The 23,758-nt window shown below is 49.7% G+C and carries 30 protein-coding genes and 1 pseudogene; 1 reads left to right on the top strand and 30 read right to left on the bottom strand.

Annotated elements, in window-relative coordinates; translation table 11 throughout:
- Window positions 1–2: 2 nt before the first annotated feature.
- The 15 genes from BN6628_RS08620 to BN6628_RS08535 form a co-directional block, all read right to left on the bottom strand.
- Window positions 3–536 carry a hypothetical protein gene (locus BN6628_RS08620; protein WP_235847603.1) on the bottom strand — a complete coding sequence of 178 codons (534 nt, stop codon included), beginning with the start codon at window positions 534–536 and terminating at the stop codon, window positions 3–5.
- Between the two features lie 412 nt (window positions 537–948).
- A complete protein-coding gene (locus BN6628_RS08615; protein ID WP_148449268.1) occupies window positions 949–1,413 on the bottom strand; it encodes a hypothetical protein in 465 nt (154 codons plus the stop codon).
- A gap of 89 nt (window positions 1,414–1,502) precedes the next feature.
- Window positions 1,503–1,685, bottom strand: a complete 183-nt coding sequence (locus BN6628_RS08610) for a hypothetical protein (protein WP_068616506.1) — start codon at window positions 1,683–1,685, stop codon at window positions 1,503–1,505.
- 240 nt (window positions 1,686–1,925) lie between these two features.
- Complete coding sequence (locus BN6628_RS08605; RefSeq protein WP_068616504.1) at window positions 1,926–2,519, bottom strand: sigma factor; 594 nt, start codon at window positions 2,517–2,519, stop codon at window positions 1,926–1,928.
- A gap of 439 nt (window positions 2,520–2,958) precedes the next feature.
- On the bottom strand, window positions 2,959–3,897 hold the full coding sequence (locus tag BN6628_RS08595) for a toprim domain-containing protein (protein WP_068616499.1): 939 nt from the start codon (window positions 3,895–3,897) through the stop codon (window positions 2,959–2,961).
- A 17-nt stretch (window positions 3,898–3,914) separates the two neighbouring features.
- Entirely contained in the window at window positions 3,915–4,394 is a 480-nt protein-coding gene (locus BN6628_RS08590) for a helix-turn-helix domain-containing protein (protein ID WP_068616497.1), read from the bottom strand.
- Window positions 4,395–4,572: 178 nt separating this feature from the next.
- Window positions 4,573–5,577, bottom strand: coding sequence for a DnaB-like helicase C-terminal domain-containing protein (locus tag BN6628_RS08585; RefSeq protein WP_235847602.1), 1,005 nt, complete (start codon window positions 5,575–5,577; stop codon window positions 4,573–4,575).
- 643 nt (window positions 5,578–6,220) lie between these two features.
- Complete coding sequence (locus BN6628_RS08580) at window positions 6,221–7,000, bottom strand: ATP-binding protein (RefSeq protein WP_068616493.1); 780 nt, start codon at window positions 6,998–7,000, stop codon at window positions 6,221–6,223.
- Window positions 7,001–7,089: 89 nt separating this feature from the next.
- Window positions 7,090–7,494: a hypothetical protein gene (locus tag BN6628_RS08575; RefSeq protein ID WP_068616491.1), complete on the bottom strand. Its 405-nt coding sequence runs from the start codon at window positions 7,492–7,494 to the stop codon at window positions 7,090–7,092.
- Window positions 7,495–8,283: 789 nt separating this feature from the next.
- Complete coding sequence (locus tag BN6628_RS08565; protein ID WP_068616487.1) at window positions 8,284–8,493, bottom strand: hypothetical protein; 210 nt, start codon at window positions 8,491–8,493, stop codon at window positions 8,284–8,286.
- Entirely contained in the window at window positions 8,494–8,697 is a 204-nt protein-coding gene (locus BN6628_RS08560; protein ID WP_068616485.1) for a hypothetical protein, read from the bottom strand. It abuts the gene before it with no gap.
- Window positions 8,698–9,059: 362 nt separating this feature from the next.
- Window positions 9,060–9,413 carry a hypothetical protein gene (locus BN6628_RS08555; protein WP_068616483.1) on the bottom strand — a complete coding sequence of 118 codons (354 nt, stop codon included), beginning with the start codon at window positions 9,411–9,413 and terminating at the stop codon, window positions 9,060–9,062.
- 26 nt (window positions 9,414–9,439) lie between these two features.
- Entirely contained in the window at window positions 9,440–10,123 is a 684-nt protein-coding gene (locus tag BN6628_RS08550; protein ID WP_068616481.1) for a sigma-70 family RNA polymerase sigma factor, read from the bottom strand.
- Between the two features lie 295 nt (window positions 10,124–10,418).
- A complete protein-coding gene (locus tag BN6628_RS08545) occupies window positions 10,419–10,853 on the bottom strand; it encodes a helix-turn-helix domain-containing protein (protein WP_068616479.1) in 435 nt (144 codons plus the stop codon).
- Between the two features lie 758 nt (window positions 10,854–11,611).
- Window positions 11,612–12,610: a tyrosine-type recombinase/integrase gene (locus BN6628_RS08535; protein WP_082926845.1), complete on the bottom strand. Its 999-nt coding sequence runs from the start codon at window positions 12,608–12,610 to the stop codon at window positions 11,612–11,614.
- Between the two features lie 474 nt (window positions 12,611–13,084).
- Between BN6628_RS08535 and BN6628_RS08530 the strand changes: the two genes are divergently transcribed.
- Entirely contained in the window at window positions 13,085–13,870 is a 786-nt protein-coding gene (locus tag BN6628_RS08530) for a polysaccharide deacetylase family protein (protein ID WP_068616474.1), read from the top strand.
- A gap of 79 nt (window positions 13,871–13,949) precedes the next feature.
- Here BN6628_RS08530 and BN6628_RS26600 read toward each other — a convergent pair.
- From BN6628_RS26600 to BN6628_RS08465, 15 genes and pseudogenes are all read right to left on the bottom strand, one after another.
- Window positions 13,950–14,021, bottom strand: a pseudogene (locus tag BN6628_RS26600) (YjcZ family sporulation protein); the annotation flags it as partial.
- A 402-nt stretch (window positions 14,022–14,423) separates the two neighbouring features.
- Window positions 14,424–14,720 carry a holin gene (locus tag BN6628_RS08525; protein ID WP_068616472.1) on the bottom strand — a complete coding sequence of 99 codons (297 nt, stop codon included), beginning with the start codon at window positions 14,718–14,720 and terminating at the stop codon, window positions 14,424–14,426.
- Window positions 14,721–14,733: 13 nt separating this feature from the next.
- A complete protein-coding gene (locus tag BN6628_RS08520) occupies window positions 14,734–15,594 on the bottom strand; it encodes a glycoside hydrolase family 25 protein (protein ID WP_068616470.1) in 861 nt (286 codons plus the stop codon).
- A gap of 161 nt (window positions 15,595–15,755) precedes the next feature.
- The gene (locus BN6628_RS08515) at window positions 15,756–15,962 is read right to left on the bottom strand and encodes a hypothetical protein (RefSeq protein ID WP_068616467.1); all 207 of its coding nucleotides are present in this window, start codon (window positions 15,960–15,962) and stop codon (window positions 15,756–15,758) included.
- A gap of 3 nt (window positions 15,963–15,965) precedes the next feature.
- On the bottom strand, window positions 15,966–16,250 hold the full coding sequence (locus BN6628_RS08510; RefSeq protein ID WP_068616464.1) for a hypothetical protein: 285 nt from the start codon (window positions 16,248–16,250) through the stop codon (window positions 15,966–15,968).
- Window positions 16,251–16,341: 91 nt separating this feature from the next.
- Complete coding sequence (locus BN6628_RS26400) at window positions 16,342–16,482, bottom strand: hypothetical protein (protein ID WP_187386121.1); 141 nt, start codon at window positions 16,480–16,482, stop codon at window positions 16,342–16,344.
- A 17-nt stretch (window positions 16,483–16,499) separates the two neighbouring features.
- Window positions 16,500–16,874, bottom strand: a complete 375-nt coding sequence (locus tag BN6628_RS08505) for a hypothetical protein (RefSeq protein ID WP_068616462.1) — start codon at window positions 16,872–16,874, stop codon at window positions 16,500–16,502.
- A 9-nt stretch (window positions 16,875–16,883) separates the two neighbouring features.
- Window positions 16,884–17,690, bottom strand: coding sequence for a hypothetical protein (locus BN6628_RS08500; RefSeq protein ID WP_068616459.1), 807 nt, complete (start codon window positions 17,688–17,690; stop codon window positions 16,884–16,886).
- Between the two features lie 255 nt (window positions 17,691–17,945).
- Window positions 17,946–19,598 (bottom strand): tail fiber protein, encoded by a 1,653-nt coding sequence (locus tag BN6628_RS08495; protein WP_068616458.1) that lies wholly within the window; start codon window positions 19,596–19,598, stop codon window positions 17,946–17,948.
- A 1-nt stretch (window position 19,599) separates the two neighbouring features.
- Complete coding sequence (locus tag BN6628_RS08490) at window positions 19,600–20,166, bottom strand: YmfQ family protein (RefSeq protein WP_068616456.1); 567 nt, start codon at window positions 20,164–20,166, stop codon at window positions 19,600–19,602.
- Window positions 20,159–21,277: a baseplate J/gp47 family protein gene (locus BN6628_RS08485; protein ID WP_068616453.1), complete on the bottom strand. Its 1,119-nt coding sequence runs from the start codon at window positions 21,275–21,277 to the stop codon at window positions 20,159–20,161. The genes BN6628_RS08490 and BN6628_RS08485 overlap by 8 nt, the downstream gene beginning before the upstream one ends.
- Entirely contained in the window at window positions 21,277–21,732 is a 456-nt protein-coding gene (locus BN6628_RS08480; RefSeq protein WP_068616451.1) for a DUF2634 domain-containing protein, read from the bottom strand. Before BN6628_RS08480 ends, BN6628_RS08485 begins: the two co-directional genes overlap by 1 nt.
- The gene (locus tag BN6628_RS08475; protein WP_392397659.1) at window positions 21,725–22,084 is read right to left on the bottom strand and encodes a hypothetical protein; all 360 of its coding nucleotides are present in this window, start codon (window positions 22,082–22,084) and stop codon (window positions 21,725–21,727) included. Before BN6628_RS08475 ends, BN6628_RS08480 begins: the two co-directional genes overlap by 8 nt.
- A gap of 40 nt (window positions 22,085–22,124) precedes the next feature.
- A complete protein-coding gene (locus BN6628_RS08470) occupies window positions 22,125–23,099 on the bottom strand; it encodes an XkdQ/YqbQ family protein (protein WP_068622114.1) in 975 nt (324 codons plus the stop codon).
- A 17-nt stretch (window positions 23,100–23,116) separates the two neighbouring features.
- Window positions 23,117–23,758, bottom strand: a complete 642-nt coding sequence (locus tag BN6628_RS08465; RefSeq protein WP_068622116.1) for a LysM peptidoglycan-binding domain-containing protein — start codon at window positions 23,756–23,758, stop codon at window positions 23,117–23,119.

Here is a 23,758-nt window from a genome sequence, read left to right as displayed (position 1 = left end):
GCTTAAAACGGCAAATCATCTTCGGAGATATCGATCGGGCCCTCTACCGTTGAATGTGCGGAGCTTGACGCTGCTGCTCCGATCGACAAGCCGAGTCGCGCGATATCGAAGCCGGCGACAACGAGATTCTTCGTTTGCTCCTCTTCGTCGGCAACGTACAAGCACGTCTCAAACTCCGCCAGGTCGAACGGCTTCTCTCCGACTTTGGCGAAGTTAGCACGCTCGGCTTCCGTTAGGTCTTCGTCCATATCAATGATCGGAGACAGCGCGACAACCGCATTCGTACTCGAACCGGTCTTCGTCAGCTCGAACGCAATGCTACCGAGCTTCTTCGCATACTTTTCGATTACGGCCTTAAGCGTCTTCTCTTGTTTCGGGCTCAAGTCGACTACGATATCTTTGCCGGTCGTTAGGTCGAAGAATGCGCGTAGAAACCGCTGCTTGCCGCGATACAGATACGCTTCGTCCGTGATCTTCTTGACTGCGTCCTCACTGGCGCCGGCATCCTTCGCGGCTTTAGCGTCAGCGTAGAGCAATTCCGCAGCGCGATCCCATACGGTCGGATTCGCGTCGATGAAGCCGCGGGCATTGCGTGTGGCCGGATTCTTCGGCACGAACGTGTTTACTTTCTTAAAAACGCTGTAGCCGTAGTACTCCGCGACGTCTTCGATGGACTTGACGCCGACCTTATACGATGAGCCGGACTTGAACGAGGTGATCGGACTTTCCTTCGTGCCCCCGTCGTTGTTCGTTGCGGCCACCGCTGCTGCGCCAACCTTCGTAAACATAGACATTCGATCACGTTCCTTTTCAATATGAATAGTCGGATAACTTACGACGCTCCGCCGGGCGTCCGGACAATCTTCTACGTCCGCAGCACGGTACTAACGTCGGCCCACCCGGCGGCTCTTCCCACTAGCGAAGCGAGAAGAGACCCGTCCAGAATCGTTAATACCGCGCTGCCGGCGTAGATTCCGGCTTATATGATACGGAGAGCGATACGATGCCTTCCGCGAGATATGTGACTTCGCGACGTTCCCGTTTTACCTCGGCCGCTAATTCGCGCAGTCTTAGTTCGACCGCGTTCAGTCTTGCGCTAAGTGCTGCAGCTCGTTGTTCGGAGCGCGTTTTTAATAATGCGAGTCGTAGGTCAATCTTTTCCGATTCAAGTTCTGCTTTAGCGCGTACAAACTCACGCTCGGCCTCAAGAACCTTAGCCTGTTTCTTCCGAAGCTCTTTAGCCGCAACCTCAACCAAGCACTCCGTAGCAAACCGCGGCATTGACGCATATCTCACCGTCATGACGTGGTTTTCGATAAGGTCAACGAAAAATATAACCTTTCCGTTTACAAACATCCGCGCTTCGTTTCCGTCATCCGCAAACGAGTTACATACGAACCTTGCGGACTCCATACGTTCGTTCACCCATTCGGTAACTGTGTCGGGCTTGACGCCGAAACGTTCATTGACTCGTTTTGACGCGTGAATAGATACCGTCCAGATCATGCGATACGCACCGCCTTCGCGCTATGTCCATACGGCAGGTAATCCGCTGGATCTTCGTAATCTTCGAACGAACCGTTATATAATAGGAAGGTATCGGACGGGCATCTGCGCTCGGCTGCGGATAAATCCGAAACTTTATGCGTTTTATTGCGTAAATATTTATGATTAACGTGTTTCATATCGGGAACCTCCGGTTAAAAGTAATTTAGGCGTACTTAAATAAACGTTGACAACCCGAAACTTTTTTCGTAAGATTGAAAACGAAAGTAGTATAAATGGAAACATTTAGGCAACACTATACATATAGAATCAATTCACTGTAATCTTTACCTCTTGATTTATGCTTTTAAAAATGTGTTATACTAAATGTGGGGCCGAGAACGGATTCGTGCCTGAAACTCCGTTCTCGTTAACCCTAGTTAAACTGCAAGATATTCGTTTAAATCACCGAAGCGATTGGCGTCGTAACGGCGAGATAGTTTGCGAAGCTTGCGTTTAACGGTTTCATGATGGATACCGATTGATTTGGCGATCGCGGTATCCGAGGCGCTGGCTGGCGCTGTTTTAAATGCTTCGACGATAGCAGTCGTCGTGGCGTCGGGAGGTCCCGAGTGTATAAGGAAGTCGATCAGTTGGCGCTGGTCGGCTTCTTTTTTTCGCATCCTTTGGAATACTCTTTCCTCAACGAACTCTGGCTCAGTGCAGGGCTCTAACGTTGGCGCGCTATTTCCCCGTTCCTCACTCTTGTCCGCATCGATCAAGTTAAATACGTTTCGGTGGTAACTACCTTCCTTAGACTTAATAAGACGAATAGCGGCTTGTTCTAAGAGCCTATTTACCCAACCATTCAACGAGCATCCCTTGGATTCATCGAATGTTTGAAAAGCTCTCCATAACTCCTCATTCAAGCAACTGATAAACTCCTCACGGGGAACACGGCTCCTTAAGCTCCTTGCGTGACTAATTGCTTTTACAGCAGGTTGGTACTTGTTAAAATAATCCTCAAAGACCATTCGCAAACCTCCTTTTGACTTATACTTCTATATAGAAAGTAAAACTGAGACTCGCACAAATATTACTAAAAATATGTTAAGATAAATTTATGGAAATTAATCCTGGAGGCAGACGATGGAGTTTAAACTCGGTCGCTGTCGCCTTATAGAAATCTTGAATGAAATCAACTGGAAGCAACAAACTCTAGCGGACTACACAGGTATTAACAAAGCATTAATATCAAAGTATGCTAACGGGAATCTTAAAATCTCCTATCTGAACTCCATCATTATTACTGACATAATTAATGAGAAGACAGGTAGCAACTACAGCCCGCGTGACTTGTACGTTATCCTGCGAAAGTAGTTCAAAGATAGGCGCAGCGAAGGCGAACTTTTGGTTTGCCTTAGAGTAAAAGTTTCCATTTGTTCAACCATTTCCATTATACGACAATTTCCGTCATACTGTCATCCTTAAAAAAGGAAATTCGGGAGCTAATGTTCGTATTTTGCTAACACCCACACCTCTAGCCTCGTTAACGTCCTTATATCCGCGTAGCACAAGAGCGATACTTATCCGCACCTTCCCTCGTAAAGCGTTCACAACATCGTTACGCCACCGTCTGCCCGCTTCGTCATTGTCCCGGACTATTACGATCTCCTCGATTGGACTGCGCAGGATCAAATCCCGCTTCTTCTCGTTAAACGCTGCGCCACCGGTTGCAATCGCAGGTATTCCCATCGAACATAACGTTAACGCATCGATCTCTGCCTCTACGATTGCTGCGCGTTTAATACTACGTTGGTACACGACGTCAATTCCGTAGATTAAATCGCGAATAGGTGCCCCGTTTCGAGCGTACCAGAAGCGCTTATCCCGGGTCGACCGGTACTTTACGTTAAGCAAGCGTTGACCGTCCGGTGTTGGCGCTACTCCCCACCACGGCAAGATTACCGCTTTTGCTGCCGGATCATAGCTTGTCCGATGAAGGCGCTGTACCTCCGCAGAGATTCCGCGGCTCAGCAAATATTCAGAGACTTGCGGTTCAAAAGTTATGTCTAACGGTTTCTTACATACCCTGGCATCTGGATCTGGGAGTCTAATGTGTATGTATGTGCCAAGGTCTCCGTGGCTGCCTTTGTAAATGAGTTCCGCCGCTTCCTCGTCTGTTATGTTCAAAATAAAGCTTATCAACTTTTCCGGTGGGCCTGCACGCCAACGTTTCTCCTTTGCGCCCCAGTCGTTCCACCACCCGTATCTATCCGAAGATGGATCGAGGTTAACCGAGAAGGACGGCGTGTCGTCCCCGGGTCTAAATGGCGAGCTCGCTTCAAGTTTTAGAGGGTGCCAGCGGGGATTGCGCCAAGGATAGTGTTCAATGTGACGTAGGATATCCAACTAATCACACCCTTTATTTATTTTCTGCCAAAAATCCGTGCATTTCTTGTTCTTTTTTCCCAAAGGTCAAAGGCCGACTTCATTTCTAACGCAGCCTCTTTGGCTTGATCTTCAGATAGGTGTTGCATCTTCCTCCTTAACAACTGATAGATAGCTTCCCCAAAGTCCTCAGATTCTTCCTGAACGGCATCGAAGCTATTACGAAAGTCCTCTAAAGATGCAGCAACCTCTTTAATTCCTTGTAAAATCTCTTCTGTTGGATCGGCGTTTTTTTCAGTGTAGACCCGACCAGCTAGAGCAAAAAAATCAAATTTATCAACGTTTAATGTCTCAGCTAACCGCTCAAGTGTCCTGTCTTCTGGTAACTTTACTTGCCCCCTTTCAAGCTTACTAAGTTGGGACGGACTTATTCCGGCAGCTTCCGCAAGACCTCTCAACGATAAACCTTTACGTTTTCTACCTTCCTTGATAAATTCGCCTAATAATAGTGTATCCAAGCTAAGCCGTCTCCTTTTATATAAATCTATTAAATCTTTCGTAGTGCTATAATATTCCAAAATGTTTCTTGTGTCAACACACTTTGAAAAAGATTGCCTGATTCAATGTTTCTGAACAGGAAACATAATATAAGACGTAACATATTACGTAATAGTAAACTTATACATTACGCCAAAATTAAAATCCACTTACAAACTGCCCTCTGTCTCCCCCGCTATCAACGATCTCCCGAACGATACCGAAATTCGGTAAATACACGATTTCTACCCGCGTATCTTCCCCACCGCTACGACCCTTCGCGAGTTCAATAATCCCACGTCCTTCCTGCGCCAGAGTATCGATGGCGAACGTATTGGCCGCGTCCTCCAGGACCGCCTTCGTCTTCTTGATTTCAGCACGCTTCGGCGGTTTCATCTCGCGTACGCCGTCGTCGCCCTTTTCGTTCGGATTCTCATCAGCCTGCGTGATTACATGAAGCGCTGTCCTCGTTCGCCCGGCCATTAGGCGCAGTTTTTTCGACGTAGCTGCCGCGTCTCCACCCGCTGTTTTAGATGTATTCGCCTCGTAATCCATGTAATAGATCGGATCGACTACGGCTACATCCGCGCGCACCTCGTTAATATCCGCCTCAAGCTGGCGCACGGAGCGGTCCGTAAAGCCTTCGTCATCCGTAGCGCGTAAGATAATGCGGCCGGGTATTTGCTCGTTGAGATTACGCAGGAAATCCGCGAGCTGCTGTTCGTACTCTTCCGGTAGGCGGCCCGTGAGCATCGCACGATTATCAAAGCCTGCTTCGTAATCTACGCCGGCAATCTGCGCGGTGAACGTACCTGCCTTTGCGGATAAGTACGAGAATGCACGAGCCAGCCACTCAAAGCGTGACATCTCTAGTGCGTAGACCAAAACAACGGCTCCCTGCAGCGCAGCTTCGATCGCCTCTACCATGACGATAACGGATTTGCCTCGTCCGGATCTTGCGTACCACGTATACATGTTTGACGATAGGTAACCGCCGATCTGTTCGTTAATTGCCGCGAAGGCCGAAAGCCATATGCGGTAAGATTCACCGGCTTTGCGTGCGCGGTATTCCGCTAGAAAACGGTCCGTTTCATTGGATATATCACCCAGTATACGAACACTTGTTCTTGTTTTTAGTTTAATTCCTTCGACAGTATTCGTCAACCATGTAATAAACTCTTGCGTATCAAGCGCTTGGAATTTCTTTGACACCTCTGACTCAAGACGCCTTCCCGTTTGTTCGTCCACTTTTCCGTTGAACAACTCGGCAACATTACGTTTCCCCGACGCATCTTTTATCCGCTCGGCTAAGTATGCAAAGGAGTCGGTTACGCCTGGTATATACGTAATGTCCGGACACTCAGCGGTGAGACTGGCGTACGAAGGGGCCCGCCCTCCGTTATCCCGTCCGTACTTAATAACGAAATCATACGCCTGTTTCTCACCATCTGTCAGGAAATCATCTCGCGTGATTCCGTACTTGTCCAACGCTGAAACTTCGCCGGTGTCTACGATCTTTGATATTAGCTGCTCGCCGTATACAGCCATCTACCGCTCACCTCCGATTCTAATCTAAGTAGTGTAAAGTTTACTAACCTCAAATTAGCTGATTTTTAATTTTTCGTGCAATGTCTGTCTTACAAATTATCTTACAAAAAAGACAGTCTAAACAGGTCTCAACAGGTGTATACCCATGTATTAAATTACTTATATATCCATTTATTAATAAGATAGTAAATTTTTTTGACTCTCAAAATATAGGTTGTAAGACAGGAATGCTCGCTTATGCTCCTGTTTACTTAAAATTTCATTTTCTCATTCCTCGCTTGCTCTCGCCCTTAAACGGAATCACTCCGCACATATCCCGCACACGGTCCGCTAGCCGTTTGTCAAACACCTGGGCAAGCTCTTCGATCGGAATGTTGCTCGTATAGATGGTCGGCAGCGCACTAGCTACGCGATGATTAATCACGCCGTGCAGGTCCGCCCGAAACGCTTCGGACGCCGACCGTACGCCAATATCGTCGAGTACCGCAAACGGAGCGGCTTTGGCGCGCTGCTCCATTGCGTAATACTCTGCGGCAAGTGGCTCCGCGGTCTCCTGCGGCACGTGACTACGGTTAAATCCGAGGAATAACGTCTGCCATGCGTTAACGTCGAGAAAGTACGCCGGACGTTCCAACGCTTGCCTGTTGCGTTGGAACGATCCGATATAATGGCGCGTGATATATTCGTTAAGGATTGCGGCCGCTGACGTGGTCTTACCGGTGCCAGGTTCGAGCGAGAATAGATATAGCGATTTGATTCGCTGCCTGTCCGAAGCAACTTCACCAAACTGACGCTGGAAAGTGTTAACGTACGAATCTATAACCGTATAAGCCTCCGCCTGATCTGTGCGTACTGGCGAGTTCTGCAGCGTGACGAGCCGATACTCTTCCGGCAAACCTGCGTTTGCTATCCGGCCGCCTGCTCCGTTATAGCCGTGACAAGCGATGTAAGACGAGCAGAGTGCGTTACACTTATTGGTGCCAGCAAGAGTACAGTGCATTGCTAATATACAGTTGTCTGCGTGTGTCCTCGAACCCATTGCGTTCCTCCTTCGTAATTAAGTTTAGATCGCGGATGGATTGGCGTAAATCCGAGTAAATACTTATTCGCGTGTCTAAATTGCGAACGTCACAACCAACCCGCCAGCTCCTCCGTGCTCATCCCGCCATTAGCCGGCCTTGCCTCCGCCTGCTCTTTCCGCTTCATCTCCGCCAGCACCTGCGGCATAATCCGCGGTAGCATGTACGCAATCAGAAAGCCCGCTGTCAATTGCGGATATTCTGGACTCGGCCGATACTCCGCGAAGGCTCGTTCAATCGTCTCGCGTAGAGCTGCCGGACCGTAATCTGTGAGAGCGCGCTTGATTACGCCCTGCTCGAACGCCCAACCGCGGAGGGGAATGTACGTATCGACACCGAACTTCTCCGCATTTAGATCGATAACCATTGCGTGAACAGTACGAACATTCCAGTGCTCAAGCGGGAGGTTACGCCAGTCCTTGCGTTGCTCAGCGGTTATTTTAGGACGCGGCATCCGCAGGCACCTCCGGAAATAGAATCGGCTCTAAGTCGCGAACTAATCGCCTGGCGAAGGCACGATCTTGGAATACCGGAAGACCAACGCATTGACCTCCGTCCCATCGTGCGCAGTCATTCCGCGCCTTTTGGTATACGGTCATTACGTGGTCGCGCAGGGTTTTCATTTCTGCGTAATATTCCGAAGCCCTTGCGCACTGTTCGTCGTGTAACGCACGTAGTTTACGGTACGACTGTTTTTGTCGCCCAACCTCCGCCTCGGCCGCTATTGCCCGCCGGATTGCGTGCGGCCAGCCTTCGCGGGATTCGAGAATAAAGCGTTCATCCTCTGGTTCAATGTCTACGTATACCGCATCGTCTCCCCTTGCGCTTATGACTTCCGCAAAAGTGTCGGTGTTAACAACTGCGCATTCATATTTCGCGAGTCTCCGCCAAGGTCCCGGCGTTGCCGCCTCGCATATCGCTAGGTCTGCCGCCAAATCCCGTTTAGTTTCCGTTGTCATCCGTCTGACACCTCCGATTATAAAATGATATGCGTAAATAGGTCGAACGCCAAATTCGTCCGTTTTGTCTTCCTGAATCTATTTTCGTGTACCTTCGTTTGTGTCCAATTTTTCCGACTTAAGATCGGTTTTCATAATCACGAGATCGAATAATTTCCGCTTAACTACGATTTTTCGTAACATCTCCGAATTTCACGCAAACGACGCAATCTCGTTTATGCTCCGTTTATCTCGGCCGTTCGCATATTTTCATTATTATATTGAGAATTGCCTCACTGCTGATTTCATATAGGGAATCCCGCTATGATCCACATGAATATGAGTACTACGGATAGGATAGGTCCGAAAATGATCGTTAGTACGAACGTCCCTAATTTGATGGCGGCGAACACCCAGACAATGAACGCTAGAAGTAATCCCGTAACAAAGTAGATAATTGCGGCTTTCTCAAGAAACGGAACTGCACGCTGAATTACTGATTTAAGTACGCTCATTTAAGCGTTCACCCCTCCGATTTTTATTCCGAGCGTGTTGAGCGTAAATTCAATACCAGCGTCATATCCTTCTGCGAATTCGGTATCGGACAGTTCTGCGTACTCTTCACGTATCGCAGCGTAAGCACGTTCCTCCTCCGTCAGCTCCCGCTCATATCCGTTAACCAACGTGGCCAGCAGCGTGTCGAACGGAATTGTCTGCATCGTTTTTGGTATCGTTGTGAAGTCCGCCGCCTGTCCGCAGGGCTATAGAGATAAGTCCAGCATTATCGTACTCCCTAACGCGTAACTCCTCGATAACGTTCGCAACCTCTATGGGAATAGTCGGTTTCTTAACGTCACTCATTTCGCGTCGCCCCTTTCGTTGTAATAATCGAGAATATCGTCAACTGTTTCGAATGTTCCGTTCATTCGCTACCTCCTTCGTCATTTAAAGCGTATCAAAAATCGTGGGGGATTTGGGGGAATAAATGCGGTGTAAATGCGGTGCTTCCATTCTAACTGCTCGTTTTCAGCGCATATCAGCGTCCTTCCCCGTTACCCTACCGAACACCCTGCCACAAGCCCTACGCGCCTAATTTAACGGTAATTTCACGCTTAAACCCTGCGTTAATAGCTTCGGCTAACCTCTCCGACTCCGCACGGATAAGCTCGGTAAACTCCGTCAGCTCTTCCGTATCACTGTCGGCTGCAGACGCGATTACAACGTGATTAATCAGCGCACTGAGGCCGCCCGGCGTATACGAGTAATAGCCTGCGTCCGGCCAGGTTTCGCGGAGCTCCGGAGACGGAACGCCTGGTTCAGGCTTGTAGCCGGGCGCTTTCGTGGGGTCTACGAGCTTGCGCTGTTTGAGGATGAACTGCGTCCCGTCCGTTGTTAAGCGGTAGTTGGCGTTAAGCTGTACGTTTAATTTAGACATGCGTAATACCTCCGTTTCGATTTTTATTAAGCGGCAATTTCGAACTCTGCAGCGCAGTCTTTACGTAGACGGGTGATAAGCTGCGTAACGCGCCCCTGGCTGACTCCGATTACTGACGCGATCTCGCGATTTGTCTTACCGGCTAGTAATAAGCGTGCGATCTGGCGCTGTCGTTCCGGCTGCTTACCGATAAACTGGGCGACATCAACGTGGCTAACATCATCAACTCTCGCGAAGATACTAGCGTCATTGTCCACGTTGTCGATCGGTGAGGCAAACCGGGCCTTGGCACACATGGCAGCATTCTTCGCTCTATTCACGCTAATGCCGAGGCTCTCCGCGATCACTTCCGGGGATGCGTCTTCAAGGTTGTCGGTGATAACTTTGCGCGACAATTCGACCAAGCGCGCGGGGATACTAACGTCGCCCACCTTATCGCGAAAGTAATTCTGGATGCGGCCGCTTATTTGGCTATAAGCGTACGTTCCAAACGTGATTTTTGCGTCGTTATAGCGGTCGTAAGCGTTTATGAGTCCGATACTCCCCTCGCCGATAATGTCCGCTAATTCCACGCGAAAAGCACGGGAAACAGTAACGTAACGGCTCGCGACCTTGTGGACGAGCGGCAAATTGGCGGTAATGAAGTCGGCGCGAGATAGCGGACCGAGAAGCGGGTTATCGGGAAAGGTGCGGGTTGGTGCGTAAGTCATCGTGGGGCCTCCGTTTCTTACGGGCGGCGCGCGGCCGGGTCCGTTAGGGTTTTTCTTCTTCGAATAAACTTCTTCGCGTATCTAATCCATCAATATCTTATCTAGGAACGCTAAGTGTTTCGTTATTGGTTTATTTATTAATCGTCTCGCAAGGAAATTTATTTCCGAAGCGATAGAGTCTTAAATCATTCGGTATTATTTATCTAGTTCTTAATGGCTCTAGTTAATAGTGATTATAGTTAGTGCCACATTTACCAAGTTGGTGATCACCATGTCGGTGCACGCGGACATGGACTTAGCCGCTATCAAGAGCACCTGGTTCCGCATTGAATATCGCAAGCTGACTGATAGGAAGAACTGTATAGCGCGTATTTTCCCAGCGCCCACTCCCCTCGCCCCTTTTTCTAATTGCGCGAATCACTGGATGCCCCCGCCACCGATAGTTTACGAGATTACGTACGTACTTGTTCGCTGTCTGTCGGTTAACTCCGAGGTATCGCGCAATCTGCTCCTGCGTTGGATAGCAGTTACCGGCCGCATCCATAAACGAAGCGATCACGCAAAGTGTCGTCCAATTCTGGGCGCCCATATCCGCTATGAGACCCGCTTTTGCGGCATCCACGTACATTTTTACAAAGATGCGCGTTTCGGTTGCCCCGGAAGTTACGGAGTATTCCGTTTGGGATTCGATGCTGACGAGTTTTTGTTCCACCTGAGCATTGCTGGTCATTATGCAACCTCCTCCTTAAAAGAAACGCTGGATATAAATTTCTTCATGTCCGCTATTAAGTCAGGACGCCCAGCGGCCAATAGTGCAGGAAACAATGCGGATACGTGAAGTACGTTAGCAATCCCGTACTTAAACGGCTCCCTTTTTCCACGAGCGTAGTAAATCGTCAGAACATCTGCCTCCTCTTCGTATTTCTCAACCGTCCGGCACCGGGAGTCACGCACACTATGGGCGCTTAGTTTAGCGTCAACCTATTCTGAGCCGTTTATTATAAAATCTGGAATACAGATTCCTATTTTTGGCCACTGCTCTACAACCGGGTAAATAATGCTAAGAATATTGCCTAACCTCCGCTCAAAGTCATACCCCTGTGAAATGGCCTCTCTTCCTCCATAGTTACGATCTATATAGCGGTAGGGGATACCATAAGCTCTTAAAAATCTCTTATACGTTTCATAGGACTCTGATATCTCAAAGCAACGTGCGATCTCCAAATTAGATGGGCTTCCAATCGGTCCCGAGCGTCCAATATTACGCCTCCTTTCGCCTCTACTTTTTGTCGAGGTCTCGCAAGTTAGTGGAAATTTACGCTCATATCGCTATATAGAAAGTTCGCTTCAATTCCGCACACTTTTCGCGAAAATATTTCCTCCTACAATTATCTCAACGGAGACTAGTCACGTCTCGCTCACTTTTTTGCAAAAAAAAAAATAGCGCCCAATCCCGAAGAACTGAGCGCTACGTCTTGTGTTAACGATTTATAGGCGTTCCAATGGAGAAAACTTGGCGTGCTGTTTCGCTACATCCGTACTAAACAAATTTACGTACATTTTTACGATTTCGAGCGAGGTATGCCCGAGGATCTTCTGTAGGCTAAACGAGTCGCCACCGTTCATTATGTACATTTTAGCGAAGGTATGGCGAAACGTATGCGGGCTTACCCGAACTCCTTTTATTCTTGCGTCCCTTCCGTAAAGCTGTATAGCCTGCTGGATACCGCGGACCTTAAACGGGCCGTTATCAATATTGACGAATAAACAGTCAGTATCCACAGTGCCTCGTATTTCTACGTACTCTCTCAAGTGCTTCTCTAATGCGCGTGAAAAAGGTACAATTCGTTCCTTACGCCCCTTGCCGTACACCTTAAACGTCCGATCTCCCCAGTTTATATCCGTAACTCTTAACGAGGCCAATTCGCTAATTCTGATGCCGGTATCCAATAAGGTAAGCATGATCACATAATCACGGTATCCCGTAAATGTAGATCGGTTTGGCGCATCCAGTAGCGCCTTTACCTGCGCATTCGAAAAAGTCTCGATGACTCTTCGCTCGGATTTTATAACGCCGATTCCGTTAAAAGGATTGGGATCGATAAATCCCTCCGTATGCAGCCAGTTAAAGAAAGCCCGCCATCCGCGTATAAGCTTGTTCATCGTAGCATCAGAAGGAGTTTCCGCACGTCCCCGCTTAATCTTTTCGTTTCGCTTTTTATCCATTGCGTTCAGTACGTTATCTTTCGTAATGTCAATCGGCCGAGTAACGTCTTGACTCGCGAGTTGTTTCTCTAGCTCTTTTAGAACATCGCGGTAAAAATCGACGGTATTGCCGGATAGGTTACGAATGCGACAATATCGGAGGAAGGAGTAGACCGCACAATCAAAGTCGGCGGATTCCAGCGGAAGTTCTACCGTAGAGGATTTGCGGCCAGCAGCCGCGAGGTTAACGCGTCTTTTCCGTTCAATAATAAACGCCTCCATTCGGATTACTCGTCGTAAATAACGAATAAAGCGAATGCAGGCGTATAGGATTCCGTATTTTGCGGTTCGTAGGACTAGCGTAATTGTTGCGTAGGGGATGCGTACCGACACCGTAATGCCTAGCGGATTTAATAAAGAGAACACACGTTTTGTTTTAAGTCCTGTGCGTCTGCCAATTCCGCCACCCCGGCGCGTATGCGCCAACTTACAGCAACGAATTAGATAATAACACGATTTTAAGATACGTGTCAACACCAACCTAGTCAGGAAGTTCAAAAATCGCTTTTGCTAGCAAGTTGGCGATCTTAATTTATTGTGATCCTAACTTATCAATAAAAGAAATTAAGCGCACCGGATTAGGCGGTGAATTACAACTTGCTTTTCCACCTCACCCGCAGCATTTTTGCCAGAAATGCATGAATCCCCCCTTTCCTCACATACTAAACCGGATTATGGTTAACGAAGGAGGCAATCATGCGTAAATGGCAGACCCTTGCGCTTGCCCTGCTGCTTGGCACAGGATCACTTTCCTGCGCTTCACCTGCTGCCGCACTGGGAGCACCTAAGGGCAGAGATTATTATGAACCCCGCGGAGAGATTGTATGGGAAGTGGCGACAGATGATAAGGTGGTTGCTTTAACTTTTGATGATGGGCCAGATCCCACTCAGACTCCGGCAATTCTCCACCTGCTTGACCAGTATCAGGCCAAAGCGACCTTTTTTGTCATTGGCAACCGGGTCAGCCGGTTCCCGGAGCTCGTCAAGACGGCCTCAGCCAAGGGACACGAGATTGGCAATCACACGTATAACCATACTTATTTTAGCGCAGGAAATACCGCCCGTTTATTTGACAAAGAAGTCACCCTGACGGAGGAGAGCATATATAATGCTATAGGAAAACACTCATCCCTGTTCCGCCCTCCTGGAGGCTACTATAACAGCATCATCGTGAACTCCAGCCACGCTAAAGGCATGCAGGTTATACTGTGGTCCTGGCATCAGGATACAAAAGATTGGTCGAGACCGGGCGTGAACCGCATTATTAATAAGGTGCTTAATAATCTGCACAGCGGTGACATTATTTTGATGCACGACCATGTGGAAGGCAGCACGCAGACGGTCGCTGCGTTAAAAGCTATTCTCCCAGAGATTCAAAAGCGCGGGTACCGCTGCGTCACCGTCAGCGAGTTGATGAAGCACCAAAAGCAAGCTCAGCCAGTTAAAGACTCACACGATGAAAGCAAAAGATCGGGATTGTGATCTGTGCCGCCTTAAAGAAACAGCCAAGCGGGCCTGATAGGGCCCGCTTCATGAGCAACCGCAGTAACGGCTGCGGCTTCTAAACCCACACGCCCCGCGTTATTATAACCAGCAGGATGAACAGGACGAGAATGTAGCCTGTAGAGTTCCAAGGGGACGAAACTGGTGCAGGCGCGTGACACACCGGAGCTTCATGCACCGGAGGGCAATGATGATGGTGGTGATGGTAAGGGACACTCTGCATGGTGGTGTGTCCCTCATATACAACACCGGTTACCTGTATAGGGGGAGTGGTATAGCTAGGCATAGGGCTGGTGTAACTTGGGGAAGTGTAGGCCGGCCCTGGTTTTTTTTCTGGCATACCTCCAACGACACTGGTCATTTGTAAATTCCTCCTTGATAGTTGACTTACCCTACCATATGCCCTTGAAGTCCCGGTGGGCTGGGTGTACGCCCCTTTGACCAAAATAAACTTGTGGGAAAGTTCCCTGGACAAGCCCAAATTATTATATTGTTAATGTCAAGTCATCCTATAAGGATGGCTTGTTTATTTTTAAGGGCGGCCAGCTGAATTTGTATGATCTGTGGGCTTACTTTTGTTAAATGCGAGTTCGAACAATCCCGTTGCCGACAGCCCTGCAAGCCCTCCCGCCCACAACCTGAGCACGAGCGTCAGCTCTGTAAAAGGATATGCGGCTGCCCCAATAACCAGCCCGATGATTAGCCCGCTTAGGGGGATAAGTCGTTTGGGGATATCTATCGTTGATTTGACCAGCTGCACCAGCGCCAGCACAAACACAGCCAGTACCGAGGCAAAAGATAGGACATTCGTTAAAATCTCATTATTCATATGGACAGCTCCTTTATTTCGGTGAATTGTACAGTCTCGCCAGGATCGTGCCAAGTGTCCCGATGTCCACATGGTCCCCAGGCTTCCAGTTCTCATGGATTCCCGCGTTGGCGATCAGCCATTTGCGGCCTTCTTCTTTCCATTGGGGAACAGGTTCCGGACTGCTTGGGGAAGAGGGGTTCGGTGATTCTTTATCCTTGTTATTTGGATTAGGCATGGAATTATCTCCTTTTGGCAAAATAAACTCATTCTTTAGCTCCTGCACCGTCCCGGCATATACGTTGAGGTCCACATTTCCTTGGATGCCAGGCACGCTTCCCTTGCTGCTCGTCTGCCAGAAATGCCATCTCGTCCATGCAGGAACATCGCTTGGCACTTTACTGCTGCTGTATCTCGCAATCCACAGCTTGTACCCTGACAAGGCCGGGCCGAATTTGGCGGCAAAAGAATTCCCCGTGTACAGCATCGGACGACGTCCGGTCAGCTGCTCAATCTCGCGCAGGAAGGCGAGAGCGATCCCGGTGATCTGCTCATCATCTAGGCCGCCGGGATTGTTCTCGTAGTCGAGCACCGGCGGAAGTGCAAAACAGCCCGGACCTCCGGCTGCCTGAATGGCTGCGGCGAAATTCCGGGCTTCTACTCCGGCCTCTTCAGGAGTCCGGGCGTTGAGAAAATGATACGGGCCGGTGAGAAGGCCTGAGGCTGCGGCTCCTTTTACATTTTCCAGGAAGCGCTTGTCCCGATAGGACTTGCCCTCACTGGCCTTCATAAAGGCAAACGTTATGCCGCTCGCTTTCACTTTGTTCCAATCAATGACGCCTTGGTAATGACTGACGTCAATGCCTTGGGCGCTGTTTTGACTGCGGGGTTGCATATCAACTCTCCCCTTTCTGAGACCGTGAAAATAGTTAATATATGAACTAAACGACGGGTGTTCGTTAGAATGTGGTCGAGCATATACGTTGTGTTCTAGACTGATCGATCTTCACGAAAATTATAAGCCAGACTAGAATACACATCGAGGGCACAAAGGCACTAGTGAACTCTGTCCGAATGCAGTTCTTGAGGTGCATTTGGTGATGGAATATGAGCATAGTGGCTGCGCCCGATTTCCGTCTGAAGCTGCTTTGATGCGCTTTTGTATCTGGCAATGGTCAAGCTGATGCGGCTGGACGCATAGTTCAGTTCCCTGTTTTTCTCACGATGGGCCGAAAAAAGCCGCTGCAAAATACGATTCAACACGTGTTACCCTCCCTTGTGATCCGATCCGTCCTGCTGCTTCAGGTTCTTCACCACTTCCAGCAGCGGTGTCATGAACCCCTCCCGTTCCTTATCGAGGATGGCCTGCAGCCGGTCCCGGTCCTCCTCCGCCTTGTCCAACAGACTGCGCGGCACCAGATCCCCCCGGATAATCATCCGGATGATGACCACAACGACGAGAAGCAGGATGAACGACAGCACAACGGCCAGGCCGTATCGCTCGGCGAGTGGGAGTAGATCCTTCAGACTGTTCATCTCTTCTTGCCCCATCTTCTCGCCCCTCTCTTAAATATTGGTAGTTAGGTGGTGTGCCCCCGGGTGGGGGCGAAAAAAATACGCCTCGCGGCGCTGTCTCTGTTTACTATTGCACTGTTCCGTTAACGACTTCCGCGACAACTTCATTGAGATTAAACAACTTCGGTACCTGTGTGATAGTGTACGCACCCGTCATAACAAAGCCAACCCATACCTTAACCAACCCGCTATCCTTGGTAAAAGTCATGATTTCTAACCTCCTTCCTAGCCCATCATTGCTGCCATGGTCATTGATAAATCCGCAATGGCTTGCTTGAGTTCGGTTACCTGCTCTGTCAGCGGTTTCTGCGGCTCTGTAACTCCTCCGAGATGATTAGGGTCAGAATAACGAAACTTAAGCTCTTTGGTTACTGGATCAATACGCTCCAGGAATCCCTCTGCAAAATCTCGGGCGTATTCGCCGTATTCAAGTTGAAGCATTCCAACAGTTTCAGAGATTCTCTCGTTAAGCGATTTATAAACAGCAAAATCCTGTTCTTTAGTTGTTTCAATTACATCACCTTCGCGCTCGCCTGTATCCTGAAGAACTTCCCCGGTTCGATTGTCAAAGTAAATTTTACGTCCTATTTGCATATTCATCTTCCCCTCCTACTCTTCAAATGCCATCCAACGAACGTTCATCATTGAACCCCATCCGGTTACAATCCCTACAGCCCCGTTTGAGTTAAATTGTGCCACATAATGAATAAAGGGATTATGCCCCTCGTAATAAAATCCCATGATGGACTGAGACGCTGTAGGCGAGTTAGTTATAGCATGGACATTAAACACTGCCCCATAACCAACAACTGAATCCATTTCAAAAATAATCGTTCCTGGTTTAAATGCTAATCCCGTAACAGCAAAATGACTATAACTATCTGTCGTTGCTATCCCGCGCGCAAACCGCTTCCCCGGTGTATACGCAGCTACATATCCACTTCCATTATAATAACCTGCCGGAATAGGAACATTTGAAGTTGACGGCGTTAAGACTTTTGCGCCTTGATTGACCATTGATCCTGATACTATACCCGAATCCGTCCCAATTGTCTTACCAGCTAGGACATCCGCAGCGGTCGCCGTTCCATACTCCCCCCCTTCACCCTGTAAGATAAAAGCCGTTGAGCCATTCCAAGCAACCGTGTATAGCCCACCCAATTTAAAGTTTGCCGCATTGCCGTTAGATTTAAGAACCGGTTTTGCACCAAGACCGTTCACATTAAGCGTTGGTGCTCCGGTGCTGTCAACGTTGATAAGTATTCGAATAGGCAATCCCGGTTCAAGCTTCGTAATATCCGATGATACCGTAACTGAGTACGCGTTACCGCTATTGTTCGTTGTCCCGAATAGGCCGGTCTTAATTAGAGCAACTGTGCTCTCATCCATCTCTTGCAGAGTAATTCGTTTTGTCATTTGGATTTATCCTCTCTTTCTTCAGCTCATTATTGCAGTAAGGGTCCTAGTGAGATCTGCTACGGCTTGCTTCAAGTTGGTGTTTTCCTTTACCAACGAATTCACTTTGGTTTCCTATCGTCTCGCGTGATAAATAATCATAGTACAATTTCGTTGATCAGGATAAGCGTTAGTAATTATTGCGATAACATTCCCTTATTTGCAGACCCATTCATAAGTTCGTATGCTACATGTCTCATAACTAAATAACCTCCTTTATGCGTAAATGATAAAACTATTCTCAAATCGAATTGCTACATCAAAAGAATACACAGTATCCAAATTTTTGTACCCATGTACTAAGCTAATCGCCCCAGTACTAGGAGAAATTAACACCGTTCTAACTCCATAGTTTGAACCAACCCGATAAATTACATTTGCAACCTTTGCAGGCAAATCAATTTGAATGGAAAAAATTTCCACTGGGTAACCGCCAGCAACTTCGATCAATTGATTATAGCTCCCCCCCCACTTCAAGTATAAACCTGAGTAGGTGTTATCACTTCCAGACGAAACTGTTGTATTATTATTCAAACTACCATTATTGCTTAAAGATATAGTACTAATCCCAGCCGGGAACACCACAATATCAGAACTATACTGATTAGATGTCTGATTAGCGGGGAGTCTAATAGTTGACCTGTATGTCGGCTGCGTCGTGCCATAAACACTCGGTTTGAGTGTTCCAGCAATTCCAAACATTGTAACCCCGTTCTTAATATTTCCCGCAGTTAGATTTGTTTCTCCTTTTACAGTTATAGTCCCATCGTAGATACCCGCAGGTTTAACAATATCCGTAGTGCCAGGCGTTATTGTCTGTGCGGTAGCTGACTGGGTAATGAGCGCACCCGTAATATCCCCCGTATCCACAGCCGCTGTCTTACCCGCGCGAACGTCTCCCGCCATAGCGGTACCTGATCCGCCCGCGCTATCTGCCAAAAAATCCGTACCCACCTTGCGGAAAGTATACGGCATTCCCGCTTTAAGTTTGCCGGCCGTATAAGCAACGCCCTTCTGGTCTTTTAACGCCACCGCACCTAGTCCGTTAATATTAAGCGTTGGGTTAGCTCCGCAATCCACGTGTGGCACGATCGTTACCCCGAAACCTGTCGGAATGCTTGCAGGAGCAGGCGTCAAGGATACTACATAGGCCGTAGACGTTCCCGTTGTGGATGCAAACGCTGGTTGCCTTACATAATCGGAAAAATGCTCGCTTAGCCCATTCACTCGATTGATCGGCACACTGCCCTCAGCCAGCACTGCACCGTTAATCGCACCTTCGGCACCGATTGGCACGTTTTTAAGCACAACCATTGCGACCTCGGACGTTTTCGAGATGCCTTCCGACAAATTGAGCTTCGCCCGCTGAGTCACCTTCCCGGAACCCTCCCGAACTGTATTCGTAACAGTGTACTGCGTAGCATCCAGAGTCGCCCGGTTTATCGACACTAGCAGCGTATCTGTGTTTGAGTCGAAGGTATCGAGCGGAATCTCAAATGAAGTCTGATTATCGGTCGTTGCTGTCACCAGAAGCGGATAGCTAACCAATTTGGGTATGCCTGTTTCTGTTACAAGATTGATTTGCTGGTCGGTGTAGGCTTTAGACTGCACTGCCGCCTCTTCCTTCGCCACCTTCACCGCCTTCTCCGTAGCGGCCAGACTCTCACTACTCCCGTTCGTGCTGCTGGACAGCTGAACCTTCCCCTTCCTCGTCAAGCTCGCGTCAGGGATATCCACCTTGATCCCACCAACCGCCGCATCGATCTTGTCCCAGTTGTCATTCAACATGGTCTTGATATTAAACGTCTCGTTTCCATCTGTTACCGGGTCCTTCTTATGCAACCCTAGATTTGGTGTGCTGCTTGGCAAATCAAACACCTCCTGCAAATTTAGATAATGGGATTTTCTCCAGCTGATTTAGCGTCTTAATCCCTTCAATGTCGCGGATCAGCAGGTAGCTGAACTCATACTCCACCGCCATATGCGCCGGCTTGATCTCCTCGATCACAGCCTTCAGGTCCTCCAGATTCGGCGGGATGCCAATCGTGTCCACAAACCGGATGGTAAAAGAATACTCCGCCGGCGCAAACGTCACGTTCACCGTCCCGCCGTCATACGATTCCGCCACGTTCTTCACGAGGCGGCCGGTGAAATTCCCGGCTCCGCGGAGCCGGGACTCAACCAGCGCTCGGCGCTGCTCGACCGGCTTGCCCGGTTCGGGAGGAATGCCGAGCTCAGCCTCCCAACGTCCCAGCCCCCAGGTGGCTGTTTTCACAAAAAACTGATCCAGCGTCTCGTCCATCGCCGCATAAAGCGAGTCCAGCTCCGCGCCCTTGGCATCCATGTCCGCCTTCATCACCCGGGATGTCTCGTAATACCCCGGCAGGAAGGAGAGCATTTCCTTCCCGCGCTTACTCTTCATCGCAAAATCATTCATATACATCCACCGTTCCCAGCACCGCTACCTGACCCGGTGAGATTTGCAGGTTCGTATTGTTCACGCCATTTACCGTCAGATCGGCGTAGTCGATGATAGCGGAGAGATCCAGCAGAACAGCGGCAATGCGGGTATAACGGACGAGCGGATCGGCAAAAGCCACCGTTTTCAAATACTCGCGAACGCCTTTCTCAATCATCGCCTTCACCGAACCGAGTGAAGCTCCACTAGCCAGCGTAAGCTTCGCACGGATGCTAACAGGCACCTCTTCCGCCGCCATTACCGTAACCACCGCACCAGCCGGAGCGGCTCCAAGTCCCTGACCGTCCTGGGACGGATCAATATACTTCTGAACGGCAGCGACCGTCTCGGTATTGGCGGCTCTTTTGTCCACATCCAGCAGATATATGCCAACTGTCCCCGGCCCTTTCCAGAGCGGACGGACCTGCACGCCGCCAACTCCGGGCTGATCGAACGCCCATTGGGTGTACTGGGCTTTGTTCCCGCTTGTACCCGGACTGCGGACCTTGCCGTAGAACCGCTCCAGCAGCGAAGCGTCGGATTCCACGTCCGCACCTCCCTTGGTTTCGGCTTCGTTGACCACCGAAGTGATCCCACTAAGCGATGTGGTCATCACGGTAATGGTCCCCGCAGGAACATTTCCGTTTTTCCCAGCGGCTACTGCCCGCACGCTGATTTTGCAAATACCCTCATCCCCAATGACCGCATCCGCCGCAGTCGCAAATTCAATAGACACCTCGCGTGACAACTCATCCGCCGGGGTTGCGACGACCGTCCCTTCAGCCACTAGTGTCCCCGGCTTCCCGGTAAAAGTCACCTCACCCCTTGCTGCCACCGCCTCACGCCGGACCACCCCGTGCTCCGCACAGCGCAAGTCTAGGTATTCACCGTAGGCCGTCTGAGCGAACCCGCGCTCAAGCACCTGCTGTGCCCATACCGCAGCTTCACTCAGCATAAACGCTGCAGGAGCCGCGGCATCCCACATAAAAGAACCCTCCGATTTGTCCAAATCAGAGGGCACCCGTGCGAGCATCCGCCGCATAATTTCTTCTTCAGTCTGATCCTCCAAATATAAAGGCAGCTCTGCCATTAGATCACCACACTTCCTTGTAAAGTCACCTGCTCATCCCTTACACTGGACACCTTACAGGTGAACGAGCATGTCCCACCAGACCAAGTGAACGCAAAACCATCCACTCGCTCAGTTCGGCTGTCGGTCATCAGCGCCTCAGCAATCATGCGCTGAATCTCGCTTTCATAGACCGCTCGCGACACGCCAGAGCCGATCAAATCCTCCAGCTCATGGCCGTAGTCGCGGGAATACACGAGATAACGATACCTCGGCGTACGGATCACCTTCATACACCACTGAATCCAAGCTTCCTGCTCATCCGCCACGGCTAATTTGCCAGTCGGAGTCATAATAAACTCCCCGGCTTCATAATCAAATCTCCAGCTGCGGCCGAACATCACGTTGTCGTCAGCAGATCCTTCCACAGCTTCATTTTCCGTGAACTCACTCTCTAACGGAAAAAGATTAGGCATGTCCATTCACCACCTTACACAGCACCACCACATCCTGCCCGCCGTTCAGGCGAAAAGCGAGGACGCGGTCGCCCGGCTGAAAGCCTTTTTTCACATCTAAAAGCGTCTTCTCAATGTCCGTCTTGGCAAATTGAAACTTCCCCTGACCATCAATCCCCCCGCCCGTACTATCCCGAAGCCCCTCCACGGAGCCGGAAATCGCAAAATCCGGGAGCTTTAATGTTCCCGGAAGCTCAGCCACCAGATATTCTGGGATCTCATGTTTGAAATCATCAAGCTTAAGCCCCCCGGCGGTTATCGTTCCCAGCACAGCTCCCGTGCCGCTCAGGGCCTGTTTGGTGTGTGCCGACATTGCCGTATTCACAAGAGAAGCAAGGGAGCCAAAAGCATCTTCACTCAAGATAAAACCTCCTTCTCACATCATCCATGGGAGCAAGCTCCAGGGTCATCGTTCCGGCGCTTTTCAGCTCCCGGCTGACCGAAGTTACAATTAGACGCTGCCCGCTCAGCATTACCGCATCTCCAGCACGGATCGTATTCACATCCAGTCCTGTCACCGTAAGCAGACGCTGTACGCCTGCAAGCTTGCTGGCAGCCAGCTTTTTGGCGGCGGCTTCTGTCTTGACTGAGTCGTCCTGGACAATCTTCAGCAATGTGCCCAGCTTGTCCGTCTGCCCTTTGGCGATCGCCAGCACCTTGGAAGGCGTCTCTTCTCCGGCGCTGTCCGACGTGCCGAGCACCTTCACCTCGGTAACCGCACCCTCCAGTGTTCTGGACTGGGACGCCTCCGTAGGATTTTCAAGTACATAGACCTTTGAATTCGAGCCTAGCTTGTACAGCGTAAGCCCGCTGGACACCATCCTTGGGTGGAACAAATCACCGCCGAGCTTTGCCGTCTCTCTCAGGTCATTTGTCATCATCGAATAGATGGTCTGAGTGCGGTACATGGCCCGGCCCAGCTTGGTCTTCGTGTCAGGCATGTTTTTGTCGAGTGGAATATGCCAATGCTGCGCATATTTGCGCATCCGCTCATTCGCCGTCTGCCCTTTCGGGAACAGATATTCATCCTCGGACCGGTCCAGATAAATGGTCTTATCATATACCGTCAGCGTCAGCCGTTTCGGGCTGCCGGAGCTCTCGCACTCCCACACCACACCCGGGTGCAGCAGCGTTACCATCCCACTTCCGCCAAAAGGAATCCCGCTTACCCGTATCTCCTGCCCCGGATCAACAGCGGGAAGACTGTCGTTGACAACGAGAGTGATCGTCGCCTGATAAGCGATCTGATCCAGCGAGTCCCGCAGAGAAATACTCTCCACGAGTGGGGTGAGATCGTATTTATTTTGCAAAATGACTTTATAATTCACCTCATGCCTGCCGCCGCTCATGGCATCACCAGCTTCTGTCCGACCTTGATCTTATTCGGATCTTTCCCAATAACCTGTTTATTCAGCTTGTAGATCTCACTCCAGCGGGAGCTTGAACCGAGCTGCAGCTTAGCGATCTTGGAGAGCGAGTCTCCGGGTTTGACGGCGTAGGTTTTAGGTGTTTTCTTAAGATCGGGTCTGCTTGCCTTCGTGCTCGCTCCCTTACCTCCAGCTGCTGTATTGATTCTGCCCACCTTCAGGTCTCTCCAAGTCCGCATCGTCAGGTCAAAATACACATCCCCCGTCTCCCCGCCCCGGAAGGTGGAGTTATGAGAAGTGATGATGACCAGCACATTCACCTGGGTGCCTGTAATGATCAGCCGCAGCGGAGTTTTGCTGTGCATAAAGGTCGTCAGCTTGTTCATCGCCGTCTGCGGATCAGGCACGGGATTGTAATTGCAGTAGCTCTCGTTATACTCTCTTGGAAAAAAAGAAGAGAAGGTGATCTCCTTCACCCTCTCTCCCTGCGGAAAATCAAAATCTCCCAGCGACAACAGGGATACCGTATCGTATCCCCGCTCGCGCGTAATCTGTACTTCCTCAGGATTCACAGGAAAAACAAATTTCTCCCCGTTCCCATCCGTTAGACTAAATTCCAT

It is taken from the genome of Paenibacillus tuaregi (assembly GCF_900086655.1).
GTDB classification, from domain to species: Bacteria; Bacillota; Bacilli; order Paenibacillales; family Paenibacillaceae; genus Fontibacillus; species Fontibacillus tuaregi.
The sequence above is the reverse complement of the archived record's forward strand: the minus strand, read 5'-3'. Positions and strand labels throughout refer to the sequence as shown.